At 56.1% G+C, this 20,685-nt stretch carries 17 protein-coding genes; 11 read left to right on the forward strand and 6 right to left on the reverse strand.

The features are described 5' to 3' along the window. Window positions 1-39: 39 nt before the first annotated feature. The 9 genes from H6F59_RS13245 (at window position 40) to H6F59_RS13285 (ending at window position 10,355) form a co-directional block, all read left to right on the forward strand. The gene (locus H6F59_RS13245) at window positions 40-831 is read left to right on the forward strand and encodes an ABC transporter permease (RefSeq protein ID WP_190516945.1); all 792 of its coding nucleotides are present in this window, start codon (window positions 40-42) and stop codon (window positions 829-831) included. A 249-nt stretch (window positions 832-1,080) separates the two neighbouring features. Beyond that, window positions 1,081-1,854, forward strand: coding sequence for an ABC transporter ATP-binding protein (locus H6F59_RS13250; protein ID WP_190516652.1), 774 nt, complete (start codon window positions 1,081-1,083; stop codon window positions 1,852-1,854). Window positions 1,855-1,870: 16 nt separating this feature from the next. Beyond that, on the forward strand, window positions 1,871-3,022 hold the full coding sequence (locus H6F59_RS13255) for an aromatic ring-hydroxylating dioxygenase subunit alpha (protein WP_190700398.1): 1,152 nt from the start codon (window positions 1,871-1,873) through the stop codon (window positions 3,020-3,022). A 147-nt stretch (window positions 3,023-3,169) separates the two neighbouring features. Continuing rightward, window positions 3,170-3,955 (forward strand): hypothetical protein, encoded by a 786-nt coding sequence (locus H6F59_RS13260; RefSeq protein ID WP_190700402.1) that lies wholly within the window; start codon window positions 3,170-3,172, stop codon window positions 3,953-3,955. Window positions 3,956-4,128: 173 nt separating this feature from the next. After that, complete coding sequence (gene glgX, locus H6F59_RS13265; protein WP_190700405.1) at window positions 4,129-6,198, forward strand: glycogen debranching protein GlgX; 2,070 nt, start codon at window positions 4,129-4,131, stop codon at window positions 6,196-6,198. 83 nt (window positions 6,199-6,281) lie between these two features. Next, entirely contained in the window at window positions 6,282-7,415 is a 1,134-nt protein-coding gene (gene recF / locus H6F59_RS13270) for a DNA replication/repair protein RecF (RefSeq protein ID WP_190700408.1), read from the forward strand. Between the two features lie 475 nt (window positions 7,416-7,890). After that, window positions 7,891-9,279: a reverse transcriptase domain-containing protein gene (locus H6F59_RS13275; RefSeq protein WP_190700413.1), complete on the forward strand. Its 1,389-nt coding sequence runs from the start codon at window positions 7,891-7,893 to the stop codon at window positions 9,277-9,279. Window positions 9,280-9,464: 185 nt separating this feature from the next. Next, on the forward strand, window positions 9,465-9,737 hold the full coding sequence (locus H6F59_RS13280) for a hypothetical protein (RefSeq protein WP_190700415.1): 273 nt from the start codon (window positions 9,465-9,467) through the stop codon (window positions 9,735-9,737). A gap of 375 nt (window positions 9,738-10,112) precedes the next feature. Continuing rightward, window positions 10,113-10,355: a ChaB family protein gene (locus H6F59_RS13285; protein WP_190700418.1), complete on the forward strand. Its 243-nt coding sequence runs from the start codon at window positions 10,113-10,115 to the stop codon at window positions 10,353-10,355. Between the two features lie 364 nt (window positions 10,356-10,719). Here the strand turns inward: H6F59_RS13285 and H6F59_RS13290 are convergent, their stop codons facing one another. From H6F59_RS13290 to xdhA, 3 genes are all read right to left on the reverse strand, one after another. Beyond that, on the reverse strand, window positions 10,720-11,685 hold the full coding sequence (locus H6F59_RS13290) for an XdhC family protein (protein WP_190700421.1): 966 nt from the start codon (window positions 11,683-11,685) through the stop codon (window positions 10,720-10,722). Between the two features lie 84 nt (window positions 11,686-11,769). Then, window positions 11,770-14,100 carry a xanthine dehydrogenase molybdopterin binding subunit gene (gene xdhB, locus H6F59_RS13295; RefSeq protein WP_190700424.1) on the reverse strand — a complete coding sequence of 777 codons (2,331 nt, stop codon included), beginning with the start codon at window positions 14,098-14,100 and terminating at the stop codon, window positions 11,770-11,772. 88 nt (window positions 14,101-14,188) lie between these two features. Beyond that, a complete protein-coding gene (xdhA, locus tag H6F59_RS13300) occupies window positions 14,189-15,649 on the reverse strand; it encodes a xanthine dehydrogenase small subunit (RefSeq protein WP_190700427.1) in 1,461 nt (486 codons plus the stop codon). Between the two features lie 375 nt (window positions 15,650-16,024). Here xdhA and H6F59_RS13305 point away from each other — a divergent pair, with 375 nt between their 5' ends. Then, window positions 16,025-16,600 (forward strand): HD domain-containing protein, encoded by a 576-nt coding sequence (locus H6F59_RS13305; protein ID WP_190700430.1) that lies wholly within the window; start codon window positions 16,025-16,027, stop codon window positions 16,598-16,600. A 274-nt stretch (window positions 16,601-16,874) separates the two neighbouring features. Here H6F59_RS13305 and H6F59_RS13310 read toward each other — a convergent pair whose 3' ends face one another. From H6F59_RS13310 to H6F59_RS13320, 3 genes are all read right to left on the reverse strand, one after another. Beyond that, window positions 16,875-17,537 (reverse strand): class II aldolase/adducin family protein, encoded by a 663-nt coding sequence (locus H6F59_RS13310; protein WP_242021455.1) that lies wholly within the window; start codon window positions 17,535-17,537, stop codon window positions 16,875-16,877. Continuing rightward, on the reverse strand, window positions 17,486-18,589 hold the full coding sequence (gene mtnA / locus H6F59_RS13315; protein ID WP_190700432.1) for an S-methyl-5-thioribose-1-phosphate isomerase: 1,104 nt from the start codon (window positions 18,587-18,589) through the stop codon (window positions 17,486-17,488). The genes H6F59_RS13310 and mtnA overlap by 52 nt, the downstream gene beginning before the upstream one ends. A gap of 70 nt (window positions 18,590-18,659) precedes the next feature. Beyond that, window positions 18,660-20,402: an adenylate/guanylate cyclase domain-containing protein gene (locus H6F59_RS13320; RefSeq protein WP_190700435.1), complete on the reverse strand. Its 1,743-nt coding sequence runs from the start codon at window positions 20,400-20,402 to the stop codon at window positions 18,660-18,662. Between the two features lie 104 nt (window positions 20,403-20,506). On the opposite strand from H6F59_RS13320, the gene H6F59_RS13325 reads away from it, so the two are divergent. Next, on the forward strand, window positions 20,507-20,659 hold the full coding sequence (locus H6F59_RS13325) for a hypothetical protein (protein WP_190700438.1): 153 nt from the start codon (window positions 20,507-20,509) through the stop codon (window positions 20,657-20,659). The last annotated feature ends 26 nt before the right edge of the window (window positions 20,660-20,685 follow it).

Raw genomic sequence — 20,685 nt, forward strand, 5'->3', positions numbered from 1 at the left:
TCCCCTTCCTTTTCCACCGCGTCCACCGCCCCCCAAGGCATGAAGCCTAGTGTCTTTTGGCGACTGGCCGACGACATTCCCAAACCGATGAGCACGGCGCTGATGGTGCTCTCCATTGCGGTGCCCTTTGCTCTGTGGTGGATAGTGGCTAGCCTGGATCTGGTGAATGACAAGTTTTTGCCGTCGCCGATTCAGGTGGCTCAAGCGCTAGGGCGGCTGTGGACGGATGGCTTTCTGCTGGAAGATACCGCCGCCAGCATTATGCGGGTGACTGTGGGCTTTTTGCTGGCAGCGCTGGTGTCGATCCCCATCGGCATTGCCATGGGAGCCTTTGCTAGCGTGCGATCGCTGCTCGAACCCATTGTTGGCGTGGTGCGCTATATGCCCGCCCCCGCCTTCATTCCGCTGCTGCTGATCTATCTGGGCCTGGGCGAAGCACCCAAAATCGCCCTGATCTTTATGGGCACCGTGTTCTTCAACATCCTGATGATCATGGATGCGGTGAAGTTTGTGCCCAAGGCCCTGCTCGAAACCACCTACACCCTAGGCGGGCAGCGGCGGCAGGCGCTGTTTCAGGTGATTACGCCCTACGTGGTGCCCAACATTATCGACACCTTTCGCATCAACATTGCCACCTCCTGGAACCTGGTGGTAGTGGCGGAGCTGGTGGCGGCAGAAAACGGCCTGGGCAAACGGATTGTGCTGGCCCAAAAGTTTTTCAACACCGATGAAATCTTTGCCTGCCTGATCATTCTGGGCGTAATCGGCTTTGCCCTAGATTTGTCATTGCGAGGGTTGATGAAAGCCACTTGTAAATGGGCGATAGATTGAGCGCTGGTGTTCCCTCAGCTTGTGAGGTGCGCGATCGCTCAGATAGATCCCCTCAAATTCTCACGTTCTAAGATTCACTCCGTAACCCCCTTAAAAAGGGGCAAGGGGGATCTAACCAGGGTTATCCCACCCTCTCTATTCATCCTGAATCCGACTCAATCTAGCTTTGGTGGGCAGTGCCCACCCTACGGCATACCCATCCACCCTCCTCCCCATCCACTCATCCACCCCCTACCCCCACTCCCCACCATGCACTTAGAAATCAACAACCTCAGCAAACAGTTCGACACCCGCCAAGGGCCAGTGCTGGCGCTCGATGACATCAACATGCACGTGGAAACGGGCGAATTTGTCTGCGTGGTAGGGGCCTCAGGCTCCGGAAAATCTACCCTGCTGCGGCTGGTGGCAGGGCTAGATATGCCCACGGCGGGGGAAATGACGGTGGATGGTCAAGTGGTGACGGGGCCAGGATCTGATCGCGGCATGATCTTCCAGAGCTACACCCTGTACCCCTGGATGTCGGTGCAGAAAAATGTCGAATTTGGCCTCAAGCTTCAGGGCGTGGGACCACGGGAGCGGCGGGAGATGGCTTCCTACTATCTAGACGTGGTGGGGCTGACTAAGTTTGCGCGATCGCTGCCCAAGCAGCTTTCTGGCGGCATGAAGCAGCGGGTGGCGATCGCCCGCACCCTGGCCTCCCGGCCCAAAATTATGCTGATGGATGAGCCTTTTGGCGCGCTAGATGTGCAGACCAAGGAAACCATGCAGCAGTTTATGCTCGACCTGTGGAACCGCACCGGGGTGAGCATTTTGATGATTACTCACGATGTTGATGAGGCGGTGTTTCTCTCCCAGCGAATCTACGTGCTGACGGCGCACCCCGGCACCATTCAGCGGGAGGTGTTTGTGGATTTGCCCAGCGATCGCACCTACACCATTCGCCGCGATCGCGCTTTTCAAGACTACCGCGAAGGCATTATGGATCTGCTGCGGGGAAAGACGACGCCAGCCTTAGTGAGCTGATGGGGAGTGAACGCTGATGGTTTCCAGTCTGCCGCTGCAATGGTCGAAGACCGGCCCCCAAGGGTCCTCACCGGTTCCTCCCGACGTTCACGGGCTGCCAGAACAATTTTTACTCACCGCTGACCACTACACCAATCCTGAATGGATTCCGATAGAGCAGCGGGCGATCTTTCGTCGCACTTGGCTCTACGCGGGCGATGGCGATCGCCTTCAGTCAGGCATGGTGTGGGCCAAGTCGGTGGCGGGCGCTCCCCTGCTGCTCGTTCGAGACAACGATGGCGAGCTACGGGCCTTTTACAACCTCTGTCCCCACCGGGCCGCAATTTTGTCGCCCCAAGCGGGCATTCACCCCTGTCAAAAGCTGGTCTGCCCCTACCACGCTTGGGTGTATGACCTTTCTGGAGATTTGGTGGGTGTGCCCTCCCAAAATCAGTTTCCGGAGTCGTTTGAGAAGCAGAATTTCCCCCTGCGATCGCTGCGGCTAGAGACCTGGTCGGGCTTTATGTTTGTCTGCTTCGACGACAGTGCGCCGCCGCTAGTCGAGTTTCTCGGCAGCATCCCCGAGCACCTAGGGCAGCACCGCACCCCCGCCACCCAACCCCTGGCGGCCAAGCAATACACCGTCGCCTGCAACTGGAAGAACTACCACGACAACACCCTGTGCGACTACCACGTGGCGATCGCCCACCGCACCACCCTAAACCAAGTGCAAGGCCCCATTCGCCGCTACCAGCACCAGCTCGAAGCCTTCGTTAACCTGCTCTACACACCCACTACTGCCGACTGGCAGGCCGAAAACCCTATTTCACCGGCCCTCCAGGGCCGCAGCCGCGAGGGATTTTTTACCTACGGCATTTACCCTAACCTGCACCTGCTAGGGCTACCCAACGGTCTGTTAGCCTGGCTGCACATTGAGCCGCTCACCGTCGAGTCTTGCCAAGTTTCCCTAGACCTCTACGGCGACCCCGCATTTTGTCCACCCACCGAAACCCTGCTAGCCGAATTTGAAGCCTTCATGCAGGAAGACATGGTGCTCACCGAAAGTGTCCAGCAGGGCTACGCCAGCGGTGCCTACACCCCCGGCCCGGTGAACGGTTTAGAATCACGAATTATCCACCAGCAAAAACTGATTTGGGACGCCCTTGCCGCCGTTGGTGGTACCGAATAACAGCACGGCTTGAGCGCGGGCAAACCACCGTTCCCCCCTCGCGGAACCCTAGTTGTATAGCGCTAGGGTTAACGCTGGTGGGGCACTGCCCACCCTACCCATCCACCCTCCCACCCATCCACCCGCCTACCCTCCCACCCCCTCCCCATGCCCTCCAACCCTTTCCTCGGCGTCTGGCAACGCCGCTCCATCCAGTTCGACCAAGGCCCCATCGAAACCAGCCAATCGGTCCTGTGGATTCAAGCCGAAACCTACTTTGCCGATGTGCGCAGTGCTCCCTTTGCAGGACGGTTGACGCCAGAGCGGTATCGGGCGATGGATTGGCGATCGCGCTTTGACGCCGACCTGCTGGGCTTTGCCGGCACCTTTAGCTGGACTGAGTCCCCCCCGATCTGTACCTGGCACCATCGCCTTGCCCTTACCCCACGGCAGTGGCCCGACACCAGCAACTATCACTGGCTGGGGCCAGACGATTTTTTAGAGCATGGCACCTGTGAGGATGATGAGGGCGGTCTCCACCCTTTTGTTGAGCACTGGTATCGCCTTCACCCTGGCCCTGTGCAGGTGTGGCGTCTAGAACGGTCAGATCAGCAGGGGCAGGCCCTCCGGGTGGGCAACTGGGCCGTTTTGGTGCATCAGTGGCGTTCGCGCAGCGTCTCCAGTGGAGAATTGCAGAGCGTCTCCACTAGAGAATCGCAAAGTGTCTCCAGCGGAGAGTCGCCCACCGCTGACTCTTCGCTGGAGGCAGAGAACTTTCGCGCGTTTTCTGCCACTGCCTGGGAGTATCGGCAGGGCACCTGGCAGGCTCTGTTTGGCACTGAGGCCAGCCTGGGCACCCCACCCCACTGGACACCGCTGGATTTGGATGACCCGCTTGGTCTGTGGCAGCTAGAGCGATCGGCCCCAGTGAGCCAGAGCCTAGAGCTTAACTAAGTATTGAGCCTGGGTATCTGACAAACTCTCGGTGATAAGGTAAAGCCTGACGTTCTAAGGCTATCTCTGGGGGCATGGTCGCCCTCATCGGGCCGGTTTCTGCTTCAGGGCTGGTAGGACAGTCTAGGCAACATCGGCAGAGGTACTGTCAGCATTCAGCACACAGGTCGCGTATGAGTCCAAAAGTTCTCCCTGGCCAAAGCTACCCATTGGGGGCCACCGTCTACGCTGTGGGGGTTAATTTTTGCCTGTACTCCAAACACGCTACTGGTATAGACCTGCTGCTGTTTGAGGCCGACGACCTCACCGAACCCAGCCGGGTAATTGCTTTAGACCCGCTGTGGAACCGCACATTTTACTACTGGCACTTGTTTGTGCCGGGGCTAAAGAGTGGCCAGATCTACGCCTATCGGGTTCACGGCCCCTTTGATCCGGCCCGCGGCCACCGCTTCGATGCCACCAAGGTGCTGCTCGACCCCTACGCCCGCGCCGTTGTCGGCGACGACATCTACGATCGCAGCCGCGCCATTGGCCCCGGCGACAACTGCGCCACCGCCCTCAAAGGAGTGGTAGTTGATACCCGTAACTACGACTGGCAGGGCGATCGCCCCCTGCACATTCCCTACTCCAGCAGCGTCATCTACGAGATGCACGTGGGTGGCTTTACCCACCACCCGTCCTCTGGCCTGCCCGACGAGCAGCGGGGCACCTACGCCGGGCTAATCGAAAAAATTCCCTACCTGCAAGAACTGGGCATTACGGCTGTTGAGCTGCTGCCCATTCACCAATTCGATGCCCAAGATGCGATGCCCGGACGGGACAACTACTGGGGCTATAGCACCCTGGGCTTTTTTGCCCCCCACCGCGCCTACAGCTCCCGCAAAGACCCTCTGGGGCCGGTGAACGAGTTTCGCGACATGGTCAAGGCCCTACACCGGGCCGGTATCGAAGTCATTCTCGACGTGGTGTTTAACCACTCTGCTGAGGGCAACCACGAAGGCCCCACCCTGAGCTTTAAGGGCATCGACAACGAAACCTACTATATGCTCGAAGACAACCCCATCTACTACTCCAACTACAGCGGCTGCGGCAATACGCTGTCGCCCAACCACGCCGTTGTCGGGCGCATGATTCTCGACAGTCTGCGCTACTGGGTGTCAGAGATGCACGTGGATGGCTTTCGCTTTGACCTGGCTTCGGTGATGTCGCGCGACATGGCCGGCAACCCCTTAGAAGACCCGCCGATTTTGTGGAACATTGAGTCGGAGCCGATTTTGGCGGGTACCAAGATCATTGCTGAGGCTTGGGATGCAGCGGGGCTATACCAGGTGGGCAGCTTTATCGGCGATCGCTTTGCCGAATGGAATGGCCCCTACCGCGACCACGTGCGCCAGTTTATCAAAGGTGACGAGGGCGTGGTGCCCGACCTAGCCGCCCGCCTGTTGGGCAGCCCCGACATTTACCAAAAGCCCAACCGCGAGCCCAACCGCAGCATTCACTTTGTCACCTGCCACGACGGCTTTACCCTCAACGACCTGGTTTCGTACGACCACAAGTACAACGAGGCCAACGGCGAGCATAACCGCGACGGCACCGACGCCAACTACAGCTGGAACTGCGGGGTAGAGGGCCTCACTGCCCCGCCTGAGGTCGAGCAGCTGCGCCAGCGGCAGATCAAAAACTTTCTCACCCTGCTGTTTATGTCCCAAGGCACTCCCATGCTGCTGATGGGCGACGAGGTGCGCCGCACCCAGCGCGGCAACAACAACGCCTACTGCCAAGACAACGACCTGAGCTGGTTTAACTGGGATGCCGTAGAGAAAGAACAACCGCTGCTGCGCTTTACCCAGGGGCTAATTCACTTCATTCAAAACCTGAAGGTATTTCAGCTCCAGCACCTGCTGCGGGTAACTACCACCTGGCACTACGAACCCCACATCGTTTGGCATGGCACCACCCTCAACCAGCCCGACTGGTCGGAGCACTCCCGCACCCTGGCTTTTACCCTGCGCTACCCCGACGCTAAGGAGCAAATTCACGTCATGCTCAATGCCTACTGGGAGGCGCTGATGTTTGACCTGCCGGGGCTTGGCCCCCACGATCGCTGGCACCGCATTGTTGATACCGCCGTGCCGCCCCCCCGCGACTTTTGCTACCCCGAGGAAGCCCCGGTGTTTGAAAGCGATCGCTACCCGGTGGGGCCACGATCGACCGTAGTGCTCATGAGCCGGCCGCAGGGCTAGCGTTCCATGGCTCGGCAGGCTCAATGCTTAGATCCTCTACGCTGTCCTGTATCCTAAACCCAGATCAGCCTTGGCTTTCTCCCTTGTACCTCACCCATTTATCGCTCAGGCACTTTCGCAACTACGGCGAGCAGCAGATTGACTTTGCCGCTCCCAAGACCATTTTGGTGGGGGAAAATGCCCAGGGTAAGTCGAATCTGCTAGAGGCGGTGGAGCTGTTGGCGACGCTGAAGTCGCACCGCACCAGCCGCGATCGCGACCTAGTGCAGCAAGACCAGCCCATGGCCCAAATCACCGCTTCGGTGCGCAAAGAGTTGGGCATAGCCGACCTCTCACTGGTGTTGCGCCAAGCGGGACGGCGCACGGCCGTTCTTAACGGCGAAAAGCTGCGGCGACAGCTCGACTTTCTCGGCGCCCTCAACGCGGTGCAGTTCTCTAGCCTCGATCTCGACCTGGTGCGGGGCGGGCCGGGCGGGCGGCGCGATTGGCTCGACACGCTGCTGATCCAGCTAGAGCCGGTCTATGCCCACATTCTCAGCCAGTACAACCAGGTGCTCAAGCAGCGCAACGCCCTGATCAAAAAATCCTTTGGCGATGACGACGGCGAGCCTGCCCCGGCCTTAGACGCCACCGAGTTTGCCTTGTGGGATGCCCAGCTAGCGGCCCTGGGCACGCGGGTGATTCGGCGTCGGGCCAGGGCGATCGATCGCCTCGCCCCGATTGCCCACCAGTGGCACCAGGCGATCAGCGGCCAGCGAGAAGACCTGCGCATGCACTACCAGCCCAATGTGCCAATGACAGAGGATGACCCGCAGGTGATTCAGGCCAGCTTTTTGGAGAAGATTAAGTTGAGGGCGATCGCAGAACAGCACCAGCGCACCACTCTGGTTGGTCCCCACCGCGACGACATTGAGTTCACCATCAATGACACCCCCAGCCGGCAGTACGGATCCCAGGGCCAGCAGCGCACCCTGGTGCTGGCGCTCAAGCTGGCGGAGCTACATTTGATCGACGAGGTTGTTGGCGAACCACCTCTTCTGCTGCTCGATGATGTGCTGGCCGAGCTGGATCTCAACCGCCAAAACCAGCTTTTAGAAGCCATTCAAGACCGCTTTCAAACCATCATCACCACCACCCACCTGGGGGCTTTCGGCAGCCAGTGGATGACCTCATCGCAAATTTTGACGGTGAAGGCGGGGCGGATTGAGGGCAACTAAGAGGCTTTTTAAGCTACCTTCAGTCACCTTTGTATTTTCATACTCTTCCAAACTATGGGGTTACATTACGTCGATTGTAGGTTGGAAGGGTGTGGGACTGAGAAAAGGGCGCTCTTCTTATATTTCGTGTAGAATAATGTAGGAGTTTAAGCCTTTGAGCTTGACACGAGACACTCTCTCGTCCCGAGTGGGTCCAGGTTCCTTAACCATTATAATGGTTTTGGAACCAGAAACAGAGGACCACCAAATCATGGATCATAACCTTGACATATGGTTCCTCTAATACTCATTTGAAAAATGAGTATTATGGATTGCCTTGCTAAGCAAGGCCGACAGGTGATTTCATAGCGCTCCACGATCCCTGTCTCGATAGGAGCGCTTTATAAAATATTTTTACATTTCTGTACTCAATATTGGAAGCGAGCATCTTAAGGGAACTCTACAATCGGGGCTTTGTAGAGTATATAGACTTACCATGTTATTTTTCCCTGATGAAGAGCTTTTGCGATTTTTCACTCCTGAGAGAATTAAGGCTGAATTTATAAAATATGAGTTGACTAAGACTGATAGGATTACAAAAAAAATTGACATTCCTACTGGTGCTGATGGTATTTCGTATAAAGCATTTAAAGAAGATATTGAGTTTCGTTCTAACAATATTGCCAGGCGTATAAGCAATAATACATACCAATTCTATCCATATAGAGAAATCAAGATACCTAAACCTGATGGTGGCGAGCGTGTTTTATCGATTGCTTCGATAAGAGATGTGCTTGTTCAAAGGTTACTCTATGAAGCTACATACAGGCATCTTGAGCGTTTATTCAACAAAACTTTGGAGCTCAATCTCGCTTCATTTGCTTACAGGAAAGGTAAGTCAGCTCCCCTTGCTGCAAAATTAATACACCGGCATATAGAACGTGGATTTTGTTATGCCTTGGATGCAGATATTGTTAAATTTTTTGACAATATATCGCATGATAAGTTAACGGCAAAAGTCCAAGACTCTTTTGGACTTAACACAATGACGACAAGTCTTTTGGAAAGGTTCTTTAAAACTAATGGGACTTCTTTAAAGTTGAAAACTCCAGGAAGGAGGCGAGGAAATTGTCACCATAGAAAGCCAGGGGTTAGGAGCAGAAGAATTGGCATTCCTCAAGGAGGCGTCTTGTCTGGAATGCTGGCAAATCTTTACTTGCACGATTTCGACAAGTATATCGTTGAGGATCTGTCTAAACAATACGAACTTAAATATGTAAGATATGCAGATGATTTTATTGTGCTTTTACGGCGAGGTGAGCTGCTTGTAGATGTTCATGCGATCATAGGTGAGAAGCTTTCAAAGTTGGAACTGGAACTACATAAAGAGCCTAAGACTAAGCACGTTTATATTCAAAACAAGTATTTAAACTTTGTGGGTTTTGCTTTTTCTACTGATTGTATCGAGATTCAAGATAAAAACGTTCAAAAATTTAAAGAAAGAATCTCTGCTAAGCTTTTTCAAGAGTCAAGCTACGAGACTGGGAGTAATACGCTTTATAGGTTTAAGTTCCTTATCAAGAACGTCATCAATCGAAAGGTGCTTGGGTGTGGTGCAGAACTCTGTAACTTGTGTGGAGGTGTGAATGGTGATCGCGCAAGAAGTTGGATTGGATTTTTCTCGGTCACGACAAACGTTCAGCAGTTGTATGAATTAGACAAGTGGATTCGTCAGTCGGTAAGTGTCTATTTTTACAGAAAGTATGGCCTTAGATTGAAGCGCTCTGATTTCAGGAATGCACGACTAGCTAGCTTGAGTCAGGAATTCTTTCGTCTTAAAGGAGTTAAGAAATGTGAGTGTATCAATTCTGCTGAAGTCATCTGATGCTGTGAAAATTTTTTGTTAGTTAGTTTTAGAGTGGCTTCTCTCTATTAAGATCAATCCGCATTTTCCTATCCAAGTACTAATAAACAAAGATGGATGCCTGCATACTGACAGCAGGTGCTATATCAAATCATATGGGCAATGTATTATTCATCTTCAGCAATCTGCAATACTACGGATAAAACATGCCTTCTATTGGTCACGCTGTTCCCCTACGGCATCGCGCTGTTTTAAGTCGAGGGAGCTACTTTAGCTTGTTGAGCCTCGGTAGTGCGGGCAGCATTCTCAGCATTGGCAGCACCGGCAGCATTCTCAGCATCGGCAGCGCGGGTAGCATCTTGAGCATTGGCAGTGCAGGCAGCATTTTGAGCGTTGGCAGCGCCGGTAGCGTGCTGTCGGTGTTGAGCCTGGACAGCATTCTTAGCGTCTTGCAGTTTTGGGCAGTTCGTCAATTTTGAATAGATAGCGATGGCTACTGCGCTGGGCTAGGGCTACCATCATCTCGGGTTCAAGGGAGCCTGGAATGGGAATGTGGAGTTTGGCTATGGGCAAGGTGAGGTGGGGCGATCGCACAGTTGCCAGTACGTTTTAGTGCTCACTATGGCTCAAACTCCCGGCGTTGTCTGAGACAGAACGCCAGCAACGGCGATAGCCAAATCAGTACTGCAATTTAGTCTGACAAGAGAAAATTGAGATACTACTCAAGCGGTCGCAATTTCCATCTTAAGGAGCGGTTAGAAGAGGAAATTTTACAGCTGAAGAAGGAGGTTGAGGCCGCTTCGAGTGCTTTAAGGTTTATGCAAGAACTACCGCATGACTAAGGAGACAATCCAATGCCCTACGAAAATGTAGAAGCTTTGCCCCAAGATACTCAGTCGCTGCCCCAAGAGGCTAAGCAAATTTTTATGGCAGCTTTTAATGCTGCTTCGAGCGACGGTTTTAGCGAAGACGGTGCCCGCGATGTGGCTTGGAGCTCGGTGAAAAACACCTTTGCCCAAGATAGCAATGGCGAGTGGTACTTCAGAGCTGAAGACCGTGATTCCAGAAGCAGCACAGGTACCATGCCTGGTAACTAGGCTTGTTTGAGAGTTGGCGTTCTGCACAGTTGTGACATGGGTGCCACTCAAACTGGCTTCTAGCTGGAGTTATTAGATGTAAAGTGGGCATTGCTGCGACCAAATTCAAGGTCGTAGTTTTGCCCACTCATTTTATATGAACGAAAATAGAATAACGAAGAATTAAAACATGCTCGACAGGTTGGAATCCTGATATCTTGGGCTATCTTGATTCGCATTTAGCCTGCTGTAGCTAGCATTAAACTTGTACTTAGTATTTCTGGTCTGAAAAGAGCTAATCCCTTAAAGATATGCTCTGTTGATTTGGACGTGCTAGACAAAATTTACATGTAACAGTTTGACAGTTTTAGTTATTAAACAGACTTTAGCGTAACCCTTCAGAAAGCGATCGCCCCGTGCCTCCCCGCTGCACCAAAATTAGCTCAGCGCTAATGCTGACCGCAATTTCTTCTGGAGTGAGCGCCCCAATATCTAGCCCGATGGGGCCGTAGATATTGGCTAACCTTTCTTTAGCAATGCCTGCCTGGGCGATCGCCCCATAGACTTGGCGCACCCGTTTTTCGCTGCCGATCATGCCGATATAACGACAGGGAATGAGACGCTGAAGCAACTGCTGCAAAGCGTCGAGATCGTAGGTGTAGCCGCGTGTAACCAGGGCAGCGTAAAGGTTTTGGTGGGCAGCGAGGGCGGCGATCGCCCCCTCAACCTCCCCCGTCAAAATCTGGCTGGCCTGGGGATAGTGCTCTGGGTTAGCCCACTCGGGGCGATCGTCCTGCACAACTATTTGGAAGCCGATCAGAGCAGCGACTTTAGCGAGTTGAATGCCGACATGACCCGCTCCGACAATCAGCAGCGTGGGCGGCGGTTCGAGGGTTTCTACAAAGGCGATCGCCGCGTCTACTGAAACAGGTTCATCTGCCAGGTACGGATCGTGAACTCCATCTAAAGGTGTCACCAGCGTTACCGACTGCCCCTGATGGAGCTGGTGCAAAATCGTTTGAACTAGAAATTTCGCCGCTTCCCCCTGCCATCGTTCAAGCCACACCCGCATGTGACCCCCACAAATCCCCTGGGTCTGTCCCTGGGGAGTGCCAGAAAGGTCAATGTCTACAAACTGCTTGTGGCCGGTTTGCAGCACTTCCTTAGCCTGGCGCAGCACCTTAGCTTCTCCGGCACCGCCGCCAATGGTGTTGAAGGCTTGGCCATTAACATCAACGACTAACTTGGCTCCCACCTCGCGAGGAACGGAACCCCTCACGCTGGTAACGGTGGCAAGAACCGTCGGGCCATAGGCGAGAGCCTGCGCCAGTTGTTGAAAGCAGTTCACCATGAGTAGACAAGTTTCGTATGGCAAGAAACGGGGTTGCTGTTTGAATAGGCGATCGCCCAACAAACCCCGTTTCCACTTAGCAAATTACGATACAACTTCCACAGGTTGCCCCTGCCTCACCATTGCTTTCACCGCCTCGATCGCCCACAACGTTGCTTCCGGGGTCGCTGGTAGCGCCAGAGGCACATAGTCAGCATTTCCAAAGGCGGCCACCGCGGCGCGAATCGCCTCTCGCACCGACATGGCCAGCATAAACGGCGGTTCGCCCACGGCCTTGCTGCCGTAGATCACGCCATCCTGGGCGGCGCGCTCGAGTAGGTGCACGGTGAACTGCTCAGGCACTTCGCTGATGGTGGGAATTTTATAGGTGCTGGGAGCAAAGGTGCGCAGGCGGCCTTCGCCGTCCCATACCAGCTCTTCCATGGTGAGCCAGCCCATGCCCTGCACAAAGGCCCCTTCGATCTGGCCTCTATCTACCAAAGGATTGAGGGATTCACCCACGTCGTGAACGATGTCAACCTGGCGCAGCTTAAAGGTGCCGGTGAAGCCATCAACTTCGACCTCAGAAACGGCGGCACCGTAGGCGAAGTAGTAGAAGGGGCGACCTTTACTGAGCTTTGCATCCCAAAAGATGTTGGGGGTCCGGTAAAAGCCGGTGGCGGAGAGGCTGATGCGTTCGCTGTAGGCCTGCTTCACCACTTCATCGAAGGTGATGCGGGCGCTGGGGTAGGTGCGGCAGTAGATCCAGTCGTCCTCAAAGACCATGTCTTCGGGGGCATCGAGATTCAGCATGTGCACGGCGACGGCAGCGAGGCGATCGCGCAAAATCTCACAGGCATTCTTCACCGCTTGGCCATTCAAGTCTGATCCGCTAGAGGCAGCCGTGGCCGAGGTATTGGGCACCTTGTCGGTGCTGGTGTGCATCATGCGCAGGCGATCGACCTTCACCCCTAAAGCCTTGGCGGCGATCTGAATCATTTTGGTGTGCAGCCCCTGCCCCATTTCGGTGCCGCCGTGGTTGAGCTGAATGCTGCCGTCGGTGTAGATCAGCACCAGCGCCCCCGCCTGGTTGTACTGCACGTTGTTGAAGGAAATGCCGAACTTGACTGGGGTGATAGCCAGCCCGCGCTTTTTGTAGGGGCTGGTTTCGTTAAAGGCGGCGATCGCCGCCCGCCGCACCATATAGTCAGCCCCGGCCTTGGCCTCTTGCCAAACGCGAGCGATGCGGTTGTCAACGATGTCTTGGTCGTAGTGGGTGCGGTTGGTGTCGCCCTCACCGTGGTAGAAGTTGCGCTCGCGCACCACGTCGGGGGGCAGGTTAAGGGTGCGGGCAATGCGATCGCACACTTCCTCGATCGCGATCATGCCTTGGGGGCCGCCGAAGCCGCGATAGGCGGTGTTCGACACCCGATTGGTTTTGGCGATGTGCCCTTCAATCACTAGGTTGGGCACGTAGTAAGCGTTATCCACGTGCAGCATGGCCCGCCCCAGCACCGGAGGCGACAAATCTAGGCTCCAGCCGCCATCGGCGGTCAGCACTGCTTTCATAGCGGTAATCGTGCCGTCGCTGTTAAAGCCCACCTCATACTGGCTTAGAAAACCGTGGCGCTTACCGGTGATCAGCATGTCGTGGTGGCGGCGCAGGCGGCAGCGGGCGGGTCGGCCGGTTTTGTAGGTAGCTAGGGCGGCTGCCGCGGCAAAGGGGTTCGACTGGGATTCTTTGCCGCCAAAGCCACCGCCCATGCGCAGGCAGGTGCAGACCACCCGGTTTTTGGGTAGGCCGAGAATACGGGCGACGATCTCCTGGGTTTCGGTCGGGTGTTGGGTCGAGGTGTAGAGCTGAAGGTTGCCTTCGCCATCGGGAATGGCCCAGCTGACCTGGGTCTCAAGGTAGAAGTGGTCTTGGCCGCCGATTTCAATTTCGCCCGTAAAGGTATGCTCGGCCTCGGCCAGGGCCACATCGGGGTCACCTCGGCGAATGATTTGGGGATCGTTGTGGTAGCTGTTGGCTGCGATCGCCTCTTTCACCGTCTTGATCGCCGGCAGCGGCTCGTACTCCACCACAATTTTGGCTGCCCCTTCCCTGGCGGCTGCTTCGTCTTCACCCACGGCCCAGGCTACGACCTGGCCGTAGTAGCTAATTTCGTCAGTTGGCAGCAGCACTTCGTCGTGGATGATGACGCCAGTGTTGTTTTCTCCCGGCACGTCAGCGGCAGTGAGCACGGTAATGCAGCCCGCCACCGCTAGCGCTGGGGCCACATCTAGCTTGGTGATTCTCGCCCGCGCGTGGGGTGAGAGCACCGGATACAGCGACAGCATTCCCGCCGGTTCGCGCTGGTCGTCGGTGTAGACGGCCGTGCCGCTGACGTGAGCCACGGCGCTTTCATGACTTTTGGGCTTGCCAACTGGGCTCATGGGGTATCTCGCTAGGGATTTTTGACTGTGAACTGGCCCTCTCTCCTCCCTAGGAGAGGGGCTGGGGGAGAAGGCAGCAGGGTCTACGCTACGAAAACTCCACAAAGAACTTCTCGAACAAATTCACCACCAGGCGCTGGCGGTACTCGGCGCTGCCCCGCAGGTCAGTGAGGGGCGTAAACGCTTCTTGAAGAATAGGTTTCACGGCTTGAATGGTGTCAGCAGTCCAGGGTTTACCCACAAGGAAGTCTTCGGCTGCGATCGCCCTGGCCGGAGTCGCCGCCACCCCGCCATAGCCCAACCGCGCATGGAGAATTTGATTGCTACTATCCACATCCACCACAAAAGCCGCTGCCACAATGCTGATGTCGTCGGTGCCGCGCTTGCCAATTTTGTAAGACTGGCTCAGGCGGCGATCGGTACCGTTTGTCGGGGCTTTTGGAATTTGGACGGAGACAATCACTTCACCAGGCCGCAATTCGGTTTGGCGGTAGCCAATGAAGAAGTTTGCTAAAGGTAGTGTTCTTTCACCCCCGGAGCCAGCCAGCTTCAGGGTCGCATCCAGCGACAGGAGAACTGGAGGCAGGTCGCCAATCGGGGAAGCGGTGCCGATGTTACCTCCCAGAGTGGCCCGGTTGCGCACCTGGCGAGCAGCAAACCAGTGGATCATCTCATCCAAGCTGGGGAAGATGCCGTGCAGGTTGGCCTCGATGTGGCTGAGGGGCACCGCCGCGCCGATTTCAACATGGTCCTCGGTTTGGTGGATCTGCTTCAATTCGGCGATCGATTCCAAGGAGATCAACACGGGGTAGTGCTGCCGATGCCAGCTCATCTCCAGGCCCAGGTCTGTGGCCCCAGCGACCAAGGTGGCATCGGGGTACTGCTGCAACAAGTCCAACACCTCTGATAGCTGAGTGGGACGGTAGAACTGCTCGCTGTGGCCATTGTTTTGGGTGGTGTAGGCTAGGGGCATCAGTTCTGTCGAGGCAGAGACCAGCCGTTCTGAGAATTGGTCTTGAACGGTGGCATCGGCCACCATTTGGGCAGCGCGACGAATGGGGATGTAGCCCGTACATCGGCAGAGGTTGCCCTCCACTGAGAGATCGTTAGGGGTGCCGTCGTAGTAGGCGGCAAACAGGCTCATGATGAAGCCGGGGGTGCAGTAGCCGCACTGAGAGCCGCCCGTTTCGACCATGGCGGCCTGCACAGGGTGAAGCTGGTCGGCGGTGACGGGCTCCTTAACAAAGGCATTTTTAGGAATTTGGCATTGGGTAATGCCGTCGGCGGTTAAGACCTGCCGCCCCACCACCGCCCCTAGGGGAATCAGGCAGCTATTCACCGCTTGATATTGGGGTTGGCCGTTGGCTCCTTCGCCAATCAGGGCTACGGTGCAGGCCCCGCAGTCGCCGTCGCCGCAGCCTTCTTTGGTGCCTGCTCGCCCGCCCAGGCGCAGATACTCCAGCAATGTCATCGCGGGCGAAACGTCTTTAACAGAGACAGGCTCTCCATTGACCGTAAAACTGAGTTGAATGTCGAGTTGTTGAGTCACAGGTGCTTTATGCGGCTAAAAACGTGTACCCACGGGCCATGAGATTAGTGTTCAACTTAGCGACAATTTAGTAGGCAGAATGACAAATTGACTAAATTTAATTTGTGTTTAGGACACTGATTAAAGCCTACTGCGCGAGCTGTGGTTTGGACCGGTGCGTTAGGTGGCGATCGCTGCCGACTAGTTGGCGTTGCGGTTTCAGTGGGTAAAGTTCATTAAATCAATGACTCGCGATGCCAATGGCGATTAGCGAACCAGGTAAGGCGCGCTTGTCAATTCTGCAGGTGCTTAACCATTGCCTTGGCCACACCCCAAATTGATGTCGTTGCCCATCGCGATCGGTCATGCTGGATGAAAGCGATTTTCTGCACAACCATGACTTCATCTGCTTTGGCTTCCGCCCCTGCTACTACTGCTCTGCTAGAGGCTCTGCACTTCTCAGCTACCAAACACAGCGACCAGCGCCGCAAAGATAAAGAAGCTTCGCCCTACATCAACCACCCCATTCGGGTCGCGCAACTCTTAGCTAGCGAAGGCGGCGTGACCGATTTGGTGACCTTACAGGCCGCCATTCTCCACGACACGGTAGAAGATACCGACACCACTCCAGAGGAGATCGAGCGCCACTTTGGCCCCGAGGTGCGGCGAGTGGTGGAAGAAGTCACTGACGATAAAACTTTGCCCAAGGCAGAGCGCAAACAACAGCAAGTGGAGCACGCCCCCCACCTGTCGCCCCAGGCGAAGCAGCTTAAAATCGCCGACAAAGCCGCCAATGTGCAAAACATTACCACCTCGCCCCCCGACGGCTGGTCGCTAGAGCGAAAGCGCGAATATTTAGACTGGGCTGATCGAGTCGTGGCCGGGTGCCGAGGCTGCAATCCAGCTCTAGAAGCAGTTTATGACGAGATCGTTGCCCAGGGACGACAGGCGCTGGCAGCGGTAGTTGCGTAGATCAAGAGGCTTGAGGGGTAAGGAACGGGGGCCGCTAGTGGTTTGTTGATACTAAAAATTGGGATCGTGGCTGCTTCTAGCCTGTTCCTTGGGTGTGGTGCATTGCTTCGCGAATGCACCCTACAAATTATCTTGCACCGATCCCCTCCCCTCTTGAAAGGGGGTGGTAGGCTCTTGAGAACCCCTTTGGTAGGGGGCGGTGAAGTGGGGGATCTCACTTTATAGCGTTGCACACAGATTTAGTGCGATCCTTGGCTTTAAATGTGACGAAACACTAGTTGTCTATATGCTGGTGCAGCACCTGAGCCGCAGTCTCTAGGGTGGGGCCAAACACCAAGACCCCCTCCTCGTGTCCCGCCATGATCAAAATGCGGGTTTGCATCAGGTCATCATGATCCAACAGCCGCCTCATTTCGTAGGCCATCGCTGGGGTGCCGTAGGGAACGCTGGCGGCGGTGGTGGGCAGCACCCCCTGGCCACGCTGCCACAGCGGGCGATTGTGCACGTGAATAATTGCTTGAATAGCGCTGCTGTAGTCGTATAGGGCCGCGTGGGTAAGCGATTCTGAGGAAGCTTGGATCGGCCCAGTGCAGTGGAGGGCGTTGCGATCGATATCCCAGGAGTCGACCAGGGTGTAGTGGTGAGTCGTGGTTTGGGCCAGGTGCCCGGTTTGGGTGCCCGAGACGGCAAAACTGCGGGGCGATCGCCGGAGGCTGATATTGCCGTAGCCAATACCGTTAGGGTATAGCCCAATTTGCTGTGCCTGCCACATGCGATCGCGCCACGCCATCAACTCTGCTAGCTCAGCCGTGTCCAGCGGCGCGCCAGGTGTCCAGTGGCCGACGTACTTGATTACACCTTCGTCGGGAATCATGGCGATCGCCGCTAGGCCGCCTCTGGAAACAGGCTCAGCAGCCCGGCCTCTGAGGCGGGGCAAATGCCCCGTTCGGTGATCAAGCCCGTCACTAGGCGGGCGGGGGTGACATCAAAGGCGTAGTTAGCGGCGGGGGAAGATTCGGGGCAGATCAGCACCGAGGTGACCCCGTGGGGAGACAGCCCATCGATGTACTTCACTTCGTCCTGGCTGCGCTGCTCAATGGGAATCTCTTTCACCCCGTCGCGCAGGGTCCAGTCGATAGTGGAGGAGGGCAGGGCCACGTAGAAAGGTACGCCGTTGTCGTGGGCAGCTAAGGCCTTGAGGTAGGTACCAATTTTGTTGGCGACATCGCCCTGGCGGGTGGTGCGATCGGTGCCCACGATCGCCAGATCTACCATGCCGTGCTGCATCAGGTGGCCCCCGGCATTGTCAGGAATTACCGTGTGAGGCACGCCATGCTGTCCCAGTTCCCAGGCGGTGAGCTTGGCCCCCTGGTTGCGGGGGCGGGTTTCATCGACCCAAACGTGAATGGGCAGGCCGCGATCGTGGGCCTGGTAGATGGGCGAGGTGGCGGTGCCCCAGTCAACACAGGCCAGCCAGCCAGCGTTGCAGTGGGTCAAAATATTGACGGTTTGCCCAGTGCGAGCGTAGATATCTTCGATCAGCTGCACCCCGTGGAGCCCGATCTGGCGGCACTGTTCTTCGTCGGCATCGAGGATGGCCTCAGCGTTCTGCCGCAGGCAATTGACTGCTTCTGAGGCCGTTGTCGCCTGTTGTAGGGCCTTCATTTGGGAGGTCAGCGCCCAATGCAGATTGACTGCCGTGGGGCGGGTTTGGCCCAGAGCGTTGGCGGCCCGGGTCAAAACGTCGCGAAAGTCTGGCTCAGAAACCGCATCAAGGGCCGCCAAATACATGCCCATAGCGGCGGTGGCCCCAATTAGCGGAGCACCGCGTACCACCATATCTTTGATGGCATAGGCCGCCTCATCCACCGAGCTCAGGTCCATCCAGGTGAGCTGGTGGGGCAGCTGGCGCTGGTCAATCACCTGCACAACGCGAGGATTGTCTGGGTGTAAACGAATGCTTCTTGTTGGCTCGCCGTTAATTTTCACAGGCCTGTTCTAGCCCCCAAAATTCCAATATTTATTATGACAGACCGCCTAGCTCAATGCGTGCTGGGCTCTATCCCTCTTCAGTGGACTGTTTGCCCCGCAGCCAGTAGGTCTCCATTGCCCCTTTCCCCTTCACCTGCACTGTGCCGCGCACCTCAAAGTCATAGCGGTCTTTCAACCAGTTATAGGTTGCTGCTGTTACCTGAATGCCGCCAGCTAATCCAGTCGATTCCATCCGCGAGGCCACGTTAACCGTGTCGCCCCAGAGGTCGTAGATAAACTTCTTGGTTCCAATCACTCCGGCGACCACAGTGCCAGTGTTGATGCCAACACGAATTTGAAACGCCTCGCCTGTCTTTGAGCGGAAGTCGGCAACCCGCTGCTGCATAGCCAGGGCCATATTGGCGATCGCCTCTGCGTGGTCGGTGCGCGGCACAGGCAACCCCGCTGCCACCATGTAGGCATCACCGATAGTTTTGATCTTCTCCAACCCAAATTCTTCTACTAGGTCGTCGAACTCGGAAAAGATGCCGTTGAGCAGCTCTACAACCTCGAAGGGCTGCAGGCGGGCCGCGATGGGGGTGAAGTTGACGATGTCGGCGAACAGAATTGTGACCTCGTCAAAGTGCTCAGCAATTGAAGTGTCGTTCTCCTTCAGCCGCTGCACAATCGACTCGGGCAGGATGTTGATCAACAGTTGCTCGGAGCGCTCTTTCTCTTTGTTCAGCTCCTTCAGCGTAATTTCTAGCTCCACGGCCTTTTCCTGGTAGCGGGCGTTGGCCAGGCGCAGGACGCTCTCGTGGGCTAGGGCTTGCTCAGCCCGCGCCAGACGCTGGCTTTCTTGCATGAGTTGTTTTAGCAGCCACCGGCCCAGCAAGCCAAACCCCACCCCGGCCGCCAGCAACACCCCGCCCAGCAGCTGGCTGGCCAGCCAGCCCTGTTGGTGCAGGTCGCGGTTCAGCTCCACCCGCAACAACGCTAGGGGGGTGCCGTTGATGTCGTCTATGCGGGCGTAGCCAGCAATGCGATCGCCCGTGATTGGGACAACTGCGATCGCATCGTCGGGCAGGGCACTGTCACCAATTTTGGGCTGGCGGATCAGGCGATCGCGGATCTCGGCCTCGCTGGGACTGAGGGAGCCGTTTAGATCCACTAGTTTCATCTGCACTTGCAGTTGCTGCTCCAGACGTTGAATCTGAGAACGGCTGAGTACTCTGCCCATAGCAAACCCCCCTTGGGGCGGAGCTGTCTCGGCGCTGTTGGTGACGGAACAAATGGTCAGCAGCATTGGGCCTGACTCGCTGGCAAGCCAACCGGTCTGGGTATCTTGGGTCTGAGCAATGCTCTGTTGCTGAGCCCAGTTTTGCAGGTAAGTCTTCACCGATGTCGGTAGCGGGGTCGGCGCAATACCCTGTTGAGAGAGCTGTTGCCCATAGCGCATCTGCCCGTCAGGCAGTACGGCGGCCAGCACATCGACATTCAGCAGGTTGGTGAAGTGGCTGCTGGAAGCAAAGTTTTCGCGCTCAAAGGTGCGATCGCTGGTAGTCATGTAGGCATAAAACTCGTCCCAGCGAGCATAGTCACAGGTGCTGACCAACAGCCCTCGGAGTTCGCGGTCAACCCCATCAATGGCCCGACGCACATCCTGCCGAACGGTAACGGTCTCCAGCCGACCCAGGCTCTGGGTGACGAAGGCCGCCGAAATCAAATACAGCAGTCCCAACACGCCGAGCGTCCCCAGCGACAGAAATAGGCCTAGCCGCCGATTCTTCCGCCGCAGCTTGGCCACAATCAGTTTGCTCTGACTACTCACGCACCCTCGCTCTACTGCCGGTTCGCAGATCCCTGCGTTGTCAAGTTATACCCTCATCGACCAGGGAGCAGGCTCGTATTTGACCACTGCCAAATTGTATGGTCATGGCTGCGGTTTACAACGGCCACAACACAACCACCCTGGCCAAGGGTTTGTACGCTTGGCAAAACATGCAGCGGCGCTTGAGGCTGATGCGGCATTGCCTGTCAGGGCAAGCGGCCATAAAACCTTTGACTTGGCTGCGCGCCCTTACCTAAATTCCTGCCTCAGTTCAGCAATGCTG

This window comes from Nodosilinea sp. FACHB-141, from assembly GCF_014696135.1.
In the GTDB taxonomy this organism is placed as follows: domain Bacteria; phylum Cyanobacteriota; class Cyanobacteriia; order Phormidesmidales; family Phormidesmidaceae; genus Nodosilinea.